Source organism: Nitrosomonas sp., assembly GCF_040256045.1.
In the GTDB taxonomy this organism is placed as follows: domain Bacteria; phylum Pseudomonadota; class Gammaproteobacteria; order Burkholderiales; family Nitrosomonadaceae; genus Nitrosomonas.
On record NZ_JBDZWD010000049.1, the window covers coordinates 1 to 8,074 of the forward strand.

General features: G+C 42.9%; 8 protein-coding genes. All 8 read right to left on the reverse strand.

Going from position 1 to position 8,074, the window contains the following annotated elements; all coding sequences use genetic code 11:
• Positions 1 to 26 precede the first annotated feature (26 nt).
• The 8 genes from ABUL11_RS09045 to ABUL11_RS09080 all read right to left on the reverse strand — a co-directional run bounded on the left by ABUL11_RS09045 (position 27) and on the right by ABUL11_RS09080 (position 8,008).
• Positions 27 to 1,202 carry an ABC transporter ATP-binding protein gene (locus ABUL11_RS09045; protein ID WP_350283531.1) on the reverse strand — a complete coding sequence of 392 codons (1,176 nt, stop codon included), beginning with the start codon at positions 1,200 to 1,202 and terminating at the stop codon, positions 27 to 29.
• Between the two features lie 165 nt (positions 1,203 to 1,367).
• Complete coding sequence (locus ABUL11_RS09050; RefSeq protein ID WP_350283532.1) at positions 1,368 to 2,198, reverse strand: carbohydrate ABC transporter permease; 831 nt, start codon at positions 2,196 to 2,198, stop codon at positions 1,368 to 1,370.
• Between the two features lie 48 nt (positions 2,199 to 2,246).
• Positions 2,247 to 3,125, reverse strand: a complete 879-nt coding sequence (locus ABUL11_RS09055) for a carbohydrate ABC transporter permease (RefSeq protein ID WP_350283548.1) — start codon at positions 3,123 to 3,125, stop codon at positions 2,247 to 2,249.
• A gap of 2 nt (positions 3,126 to 3,127) precedes the next feature.
• On the reverse strand, positions 3,128 to 4,387 hold the full coding sequence (locus tag ABUL11_RS09060) for an ABC transporter substrate-binding protein (RefSeq protein ID WP_350283549.1): 1,260 nt from the start codon (positions 4,385 to 4,387) through the stop codon (positions 3,128 to 3,130).
• Between the two features lie 229 nt (positions 4,388 to 4,616).
• Positions 4,617 to 5,423 (reverse strand): OBAP family protein, encoded by an 807-nt coding sequence (locus tag ABUL11_RS09065; protein ID WP_350283533.1) that lies wholly within the window; start codon positions 5,421 to 5,423, stop codon positions 4,617 to 4,619.
• A 146-nt stretch (positions 5,424 to 5,569) separates the two neighbouring features.
• The gene (locus tag ABUL11_RS09070) at positions 5,570 to 6,058 is read right to left on the reverse strand and encodes a DUF421 domain-containing protein (protein WP_350283534.1); all 489 of its coding nucleotides are present in this window, start codon (positions 6,056 to 6,058) and stop codon (positions 5,570 to 5,572) included.
• 418 nt (positions 6,059 to 6,476) lie between these two features.
• A complete protein-coding gene (locus tag ABUL11_RS09075; RefSeq protein ID WP_350283535.1) occupies positions 6,477 to 7,103 on the reverse strand; it encodes a DNA polymerase ligase N-terminal domain-containing protein in 627 nt (208 codons plus the stop codon).
• Positions 7,104 to 7,417: 314 nt separating this feature from the next.
• A complete protein-coding gene (locus ABUL11_RS09080) occupies positions 7,418 to 8,008 on the reverse strand; it encodes a cysteine hydrolase family protein (RefSeq protein WP_350283536.1) in 591 nt (196 codons plus the stop codon).
• Between the last annotated feature and the right edge of the window lie 66 nt (positions 8,009 to 8,074).

The following is an 8,074-nucleotide window of genomic DNA, read 5'->3' on the forward strand; positions in this document are numbered from 1 at the left end:
ATCAGAAACGTTAGGCTTCAAATGATCTAAACGGTTGTCAAACGGTTTCCTGTTTGCGGATCGAACATATACAATTTATCAAGGTCAACGGTAAGTCTGACTTTATTTCCCTCTTTGATAACGTGATTCGTATCCAGCCGCGCTGTAAAATCCAGCAACCTATTGTCCTGTTTCTTTGATGGATTCAGGTTTCTTGTCAAACCGGGCATATGTGGCCAATAGCGATTTTCCAGCTGAAAATGCACCAGCAGGCTGGCACCCAGCCATTCAACAATTTCTATTACGATGTCAAAAATAATCTGTTTTTTGTTTTGCTCGGTTGTATCAGCTGTATCGGATAATAGAGAGAAATGTTCCGGACGTATACCGGCTATAACATAATCAGGACAATTATCTAAGTTGTTCTCTTGAGGAGGATCCGTTTCAAGATTCAGCAAAGGGATAAACAACCGATTATTTCTAATTTGTACCGGAAAGAAATTCATAGCTGGAGAACCGATAAAACCAGCAATGAAGGCGTTCTGCGGTTGTTCGTATAATTCATAAGGCGTACCAATCTGTTGGATGATACCTTCTTTTAAAACCGCGATTCGGTCACCCAGTGTCATGGCTTCGGTTTGATCATGGGTGACATAAATTGTTGTTGTACGCAGTTGTTTTTGCAGACGGGCAATCTCGGTACGCATTTGATCACGCAGGCGTGTATCGAGATTGGACAGTGGCTCGTCAAGTAAGAAAACAGCCGGATTGCGTACAATGGCTCTTCCCATGGCAACACGCTGGCGTTGTCCACCGGAAAGTTCACGTGGTTTGCTATCGAGTACACCACTCAGTTCCAGCAGTGCTGCTGTTTCCTCCACACGTTTAGCAATCTCCTGTCTGGGGATCTTGTGCATCACTAATGGAAAAGCGATATTTTCTCGAACGCTCATGTGCGGATAAAGCGCATAGCTTTGAAAAACCATCGCCATGTTACGGTCCCTTGGATCTATGTCATTGATGATGACATCATCCAGCCGGATTTCACCGGAAGTGACTTCTTTAATGCCTACGATCATATGCAGCAATGTGGATTTGCCGCATCCGGAAGGGCCTACCAATATAAAGAATTCACCATCATTGATAGTTAAGTTGGCCGCATTTATTGCTTTGGTGCCATCAGGGAATTGTTTTGTGACATTGCTTAATTCAATTTTTGCCATGGCTGTTTATCTTTAGGGAACCTCTGAAAAACTACCTGCGTTGTCATTTCTGCGTTAAAAATCGGCTTAAAATGCTCATTTATTACGTATAAACTCCGCTTTTTCGCCGATTTTTGCCTTGAACTGACTGCCTCGCCGACGTTTTTCAGAGGTTCCATAGGAATATCAGCCTTTTATTGCGCCTGATGTGAGGCCAGCGATGATACGCTGTTGAAAAATCAATACCACTATCATCACTGGAATGGTGACAACTACCGAAGCAGCTGCGATTGAGCCGATAGGCAATTCAAAACGGGAACTACCGGTAAAAAAGGCAATGGCTGCCGGTACTGTACGGGCATTATCAGTTGAGGTTAGCGAAATAGCGAATAAGAAATCGTTCCATGCAAAAATAAATACCAGTATGGCAGTAGTAAATACGCCGGGCGCAGCCAATGGCACCATGACCCGGATAAAGGATTGCAAGGTTGTGGCGCCATCGATACGCGCTGCTTTATCCAGATCCCACGGAATTTCGCGAAAAAAAGCAGCCAGTATCCAGATTGCCAAAGGCAAAGTGAATGTCATGTAGGGCAAGATCAGCCCCAACCAGGTATCGTATAATCCGGTTATTCGCCACATATCAAACAACGGACCGATAATTGCAATGGGTGGAAACATCGCTGTCGTCAATATACCGGCAAGCATCAGGCGGCGGCCGGGAAATTCCAGTCGCACGATTGCATAAGCCGCGAGCATTCCCAGGAGAACAGAGAACAAAGCGGCTATCGAAGCGATGCCAATAGAATTTAATATTGCAGACGGAAACTGCATGTCTGTAAAGATGTTCCGGTAATGTTCAAAACTGATCGTTTGTGGGAAAAAATGCTGATCGTTCAGGTCGCTGCCACGTTTCAGAGAAAGCGATAATATCCATAGCATGGGTATAACGGCATAGGTAATAATCAGAACGTTACTCATCGCCCAGAAAACGCTTTCCAATATACCTTTTTTCATTCCTGATCTGCGCCTTCCCGTTTGTTTAAGGAACCTCTGATTACTTGATCAGAGGTTCTTAATATTAAATCCTTTGATAAATAATACGGAAATAACCAGCATACTAATGAATATCAATACCGAAACAGCGGATCCCAATCCCAAATTGAGACTGACAATCAATGTGTTGTAGCCAACCATTGAAACCGTCTCAGTATCTTGTGCGCCACTGGTCAATACGAACACCGTATCAAAAATCCGGAAAGCATCCAGCGTACGAAACAGTACCGCGACCAGAATAGCGGGCTTTACCATGGGTACGGTGATTTTTATGAAACGTTGCCAGGCATTGGTGCCATCCACGCGAGCAGCCTGAATCAGTTCGTTTGGCACCAGCGTCAAACCTGCCAGCAGCATCAATGCCATAAATGGCGTGGTCTTCCAGATTTCCGTGAGAATAATGACAAGAAACGATGACCAGCGCTGTGTGAGCCATGCCTGCTCCATACCCAGCAGCGCATTGATAAAACCAGTAGTCGGATCGAACGCGAATTTCCAGGCAAAGGCAGCAACAACGGTAGTAATCACATACGGCAGCAGCGTTGCTGCACGTACTGCATAGCGCCAGAGCAAGGTGTGATACATGATGAGCGCCAATGGAAATGCCAACATCAATTCCAGGGTGACTGAACTTACTGTAAGGATTAAGGTATTACTCAAAGCCTGCCACCATACCGCGGAAGTCAGAATATTGATGTAATTATCCAGACCAATGAAAATACGTTGATCAGGAAAGCGCAAATCGTACTGAAAGAATGACAGCCATATGGCATATAGGATCGGATAAGCCGTTACCAGGATCAGTACCAGAACCGCCGGGGCGCATAACAGCCAGGCCTGATACCATTCGTTACGCCGTCGTTTATGCTGCTCTTTGCGCTGTGGCATACTCAAAGCAGACCCTTTGAATTCAGTGCGCGACTGATAGCATCACGCAGTCGAATATAATCTTTATCGGGTTCGATATCGCGCATGGGATGTAAAGTACGGCTGATGGCCAGGGAAACATCGTTATACAGTGGCGTTTGCGGGCGCTGCACCGCATCGCGTAGCGTAGCACGCAGAACATCGGCAAAAGGGAAGGTCTCACGAATCTCGGTATCATCGTATAAAGCAGTAATGGTAGGTGGCAGTCCACCCAGCGTGGCAGCAATACGCTGATGTTTTTCTGAAGCAAGACAAACAGCCGCCTGAAATGCTAATTGCGCATAGCGGGAATGAGCACTGACAGCCAGGTTAATACCGCCAATCGTTGTTCGGCCTGGCTTGTCTGTAGATAATGAAGGCCAGCGTGCCCAGCCGATATGCGGAGCTATCTCAGGTACATTCTGTTGTATGCTCGACCATACAAACGTGTAATTGACCATAAAACTGGAGTTACCTGTTTCAAAAGCCAGTCGTGCCTGATCTTCCCGGGCGGTTGACAAGGTACGGTCCGCTGCAGGGGAATTGGCAAAGTGTGCCATCGTTGAAAGAGCCTGCATTGTCGGTTGTTGCGCCAATAAAATCCTTTCATTATGCGTATCCAGTACTGACCCGCCAGCTGTGGCCAATAATGAAATAAAAAACGCAGTCAACCCCTCATAGCGTTCGCCTTGCGCCTGGATGGTTCCTGATTCACCCAATGTTTCGGCCAGGTGTATCATTTCATCCCATGTTGCGGGTGCTTCTTCGATCCTGTCTGTACGGTACCATAATAATTGCGCGTTAGCGGTATACGGTATTCCCCACATTTCATCCCGATACATCACGCTTTGCAATGGTGCAGCAAGTCGATCCGCCTTTGCCTCTTTCATCGTTTCGCGGCGCCAGGGCAAAATCCATCCCGCTTGCGCGAATTCCGCCGTCCAGATGACATCCATGCCAATGATATCGATCGATGGGTCGCCAGCGGCTAATCTACGCACCAGCTGTTCCCGTTGTCGATCGGCATCAGCAGGTAATGGCACCAATTTAATTTGATAGGTATTCTGAGAATTTTCTGAGCAGTTGCGAGCTGCTATGGCAAATGCACCAGAAGGCTCGTTGAAAACATACCAGCTTAAAGTTGGCGTAACCTCTTTCCCTTTCTTCTGATCATTGCAACCGGTCAGTATGATCAAACCAATGATGCATAAGGTAGAAATCAAGCAGATGCGGATGTCGATCACCAATTCATTCTCCTGATATCTGGAAAAAATGATTTTTTGATCATTCTAGGTGCTTAGTTTCACTCCAAAGTGGGACTAAACATATAATATAATCTTCTTTTGAAGTCTTACTAAATTACTTACGCAAATACTTATTTGCTTATTACGTAAAGAGCATTCTTTATATGGTCTTGATTGTTAGCGCTATAGGGCGCTCCCGGAAATTCAAGACCATCTGGGGTTTATATTCTCAAGGAGCTGTAGTGCCTGGCATGTCGGCTTCCTTAACATCAATCACACCTGGAATATCTTTTGTTGACAGGCCAAACCTGCCTTTCAGATCGTCGACCCCTGATTGAGGCTTGGCTAGTGGCTGCAGATCCATGCGATCCTTATATATTTCCTCAATATTGATATTCATCTTTTTATCGCGCTTCTCCACTAAGCTCGGTATTACCTCTCCGTATCGGTTAAATGACCAAGCCAGCATTGGTTCACCTAATGGTAAATCGTCTGACGGATATCCTTCATACCCAGTATTCCAGATATGCCATGTTTTTCCGTAGCTATTCATTTTATTCTTCATCAGCTCATGCTCGGCTATTTTCGGAATACCTGGCGCTACCAGCTGGCCAGTCAAGATTTCTCCGTTATGCGGATGCCAATATTTCTTTTCTTCAGCAGGCAAGCTGTTGAAGATTTTTTCTGAAATAATATATTCGATACCGTTCATATTGGCATCTTTAGTATTACTGTCAAATAGTATGCATTGTGCAAAATCTTCATTCATCTGATGACAGTAGTGATGAGCTTCAATCTGTAATTCTGGATGTTCTTTCATGGGATGCAGGCCGACCAGATAAATATCGAATCCTTTTATCGGGGAATTGCCTTGTAATAGCTTCGAACCAGTTTCCAATATCTTCGTCGTTGTCGATTTGGATTCTCCTAGGGGTACCATTTTCGGCTGAACTGTTTCTTGTCCTGAGGCACCATTAATGAAACTGGCAGTTAATACAATAACACTTAGTGCCTTCCAGAGAATATTGATCGTCATTTTCATTTTCTCCTTCTGTTAGTTGCAAAAAATATCAGTTTCTTGAAAAGGGGCATATGGCGTTTTAACAAGGGATCCTAAAGAGTTGTAAATCTAGAATACAATAGGGTCACAAAAATATTTAATCCTAGAAATATTTCATACTATTATTGATTAGCTTTATCTGATTTTACAACACTGATATCACCATTGCTTTCCAGGCGCATTTCTTTAACCAAAGATATTTCTTGAAATCCTTCCTCTCTTATTCTGGCAAGCAATTCATCTTTTGTAATAAATTCACGTCTCATATTTCGCCACTGTAAAATACCATCTTTAACCAAAATTAAAGGAGGTGAAACAGCAAATTTTCTGAAAAAAATAAATCTGAAACTTAAATAATCAAGTAGAAGATTCCAAAATACTAAAGTACTTACTAGCAACATCCCATCTGCTATATTTTTTCCATCACCACTCATGGCATTTTGAGCGGCATCAGCAACGATGACAATAAAAAGTATATCTCCTACTTCTATACTGCCCATATTTCTACGTAACAAAAATCTAAAGATCAAGAAAAGGAACCAAAATATTAAAGATCCTCTAATTAAAATTTCCCACGGAGAAATACTAAAATTAAAAATCTCTAAATTCATCTTATTCTCCAGCAGATAAAGCTATTGATTAATATCCTGTTTAGTTTATAGCATTGCTTGCAACATCTTGAATTTGTTATTAAATCACACAAGGGTTAAGAATCCTTATCAAATTATAATCTTCATAAATAATGATTGGATCTTTCGGGGATTCTTTAATTTCATCCTAATCCAATTTAATCGGGGAAATAACGTGAATACCTTTACTCCCGGATAGCCGTGGAAAGGAAAAAACTTATTTTTCTTAAGACAGAGGTGTGTCTTCTGCAGCTAATTTCACTACCTCAAATGGAACGCTTTTATCTGGATCAAAATCAAATGTGAATTTGTTTCAACTTTGCTGGCGTAAGTTATTTCTAGAAGGATATTTAAAAATACTGAGGTTTGGAGATTTCTTTTTTTAGTCTTTGATGCGGCTTTAACTGACTTTGAGTGGATACTTTTTATGGCATGTGGTTTTTCCAGTCCCTGCCTTCCTAATATCGACCATAGTACGGCCTGTTACGATACTAGTGTTCTCGCGCTTAAGGAAATCAGCGTTTTTAGTTTTGTTCAGAGCAAAGTCATCTTTGCATTTGATGAGAAGCCAATTTTCGCGTTTATCGGGCGTACGCATTCGAACCAGATGCCACTGTCCCTTCATGCGACTACCTTCAATTTTAAAAGTAATATGGCCCTTTTTCTCCATCTTATCTGGATTGTCTTCGGGTATCCAGATTCCTTCATCCCAAATCATAACGGGACCCGCCCCGTATTGTCCGTCTGGAATGACACCTTCAAACTCGTTGTAATCTAGCGGGTGATCTCCAGTACGAACTGCCAACCGTTTATCTGCGGGATCAAAGCTCGGGCCTTTTATCACTGCCCAACTTTTCATTACTCCATGCCATTCAAGCCGAAAATCATAGTGGGTGCGGGTAGCTTCGTGTAATTGGATAACAAAATGCAGATTTGTTTTAGTTTGTTTTTCAGCTTGGCCTATGGGCTCGGCCGTAATGCCGAAGTTTCGCTTTTCGTTATATCTTTTTAAGAAGTCACGCGGCATTTAGGCTACCTGTTTTTTCTTGGCTGACTTTTTAACTTTGACAGGAATAAAAGCTCCTTTTTTATATACGGTTCATCTGCTTCCACTACATCCTCCTTCATTGATGTTTTGATGGTAAATGTACTGACCGGTATTCCTTTCGTATTTATGAAGGTGAATTTTCTCATTCTCGCTTACAGCTGGATAAAGGCGGACCGGAAAGGTTACGAGGAACAATCTGACATGACCCTTCCAATAAGCATGTCGGGGCGTGATCTTCTTTTAAAGAATTTATCCCTGATCAATCGGGAAAGTGCCCTTGTGATTTCGGCTAATTAGGGCCAGCTGGAGAGAATTTTCTCAGTTTCCTCGACCTCAATTTGTATTGAAAACCGTTGTTTAAGTACAGTCATTATGGAGTCATAACTCTTATCAGCGTAACTACACAAAGCATCGGAAGCTGCAATCACGCGGTAACCCAAATCAACTGCGCCTAGAATGGTTGCTAAAACACAAATATCAATTTCACCACCGGATATAACAATAGTATTAATCCGCCGATGTTGAAGTCGCTGATGGAGATTTGTCGTGATCCAGGGCCCATAAACGGATTTATCAATTATTTCAGCTGGAGGTACGAATCTCGCTAATTGCGGAAGAAGCTCGATCAATCTTTTATCGAGTTTCTCCAGGGTCATACAATCCCAATGTTCATAGTATTTTTTCCACATACCAAGCCCCTGACCCTTTTTTTCAACCGGAATGAATCGCGTAAAAACTGTGTGCTCCGGAACACGTTCCGTAAGGGCAAGAACCTGGGGCAAGATCTTATGTATCCATGGTGTTTGCCATTCAGTCTCTTCAGTAAACAAACGTTGCATATCAACGCATAAATGTACGGTATGATTTTTGGGAATAAAGTTCATTTATCCTCATCCTGCCGCAGGGTAAATACAAATACGACAGCACAAAGTGGGACTAAACACATTTTG

Bases quoted from the DNA above. Each gene is read 5' to 3' on its own strand.
- ABUL11_RS09045 (WP_350283531.1), bottom strand. From the start codon at position 1,202: ATGGCAAAAATTGAATTAAGCAATGTCACAAAACAATTCCCTGATGGC.
- ABUL11_RS09065 (WP_350283533.1), bottom strand. From the start codon at position 5,423: ATGACGATCAATATTCTCTGGAAGGCACTAAGTGTTATTGTATTAACT.
- ABUL11_RS09050 (WP_350283532.1), bottom strand. From the start codon at position 2,198: ATGAAAAAAGGTATATTGGAAAGCGTTTTCTGGGCGATGAGTAACGTT.
- ABUL11_RS09075 (WP_350283535.1), bottom strand. From the start codon at position 7,103: ATGCCGCGTGACTTCTTAAAAAGATATAACGAAAAGCGAAACTTCGGC.
- ABUL11_RS09080 (WP_350283536.1), bottom strand. From the start codon at position 8,008: ATGAACTTTATTCCCAAAAATCATACCGTACATTTATGCGTTGATATG.
- ABUL11_RS09070 (WP_350283534.1), bottom strand. From the start codon at position 6,058: ATGAATTTAGAGATTTTTAATTTTAGTATTTCTCCGTGGGAAATTTTA.
- ABUL11_RS09055 (WP_350283548.1), bottom strand. From the start codon at position 3,125: ATGCCACAGCGCAAAGAGCAGCATAAACGACGGCGTAACGAATGGTAT.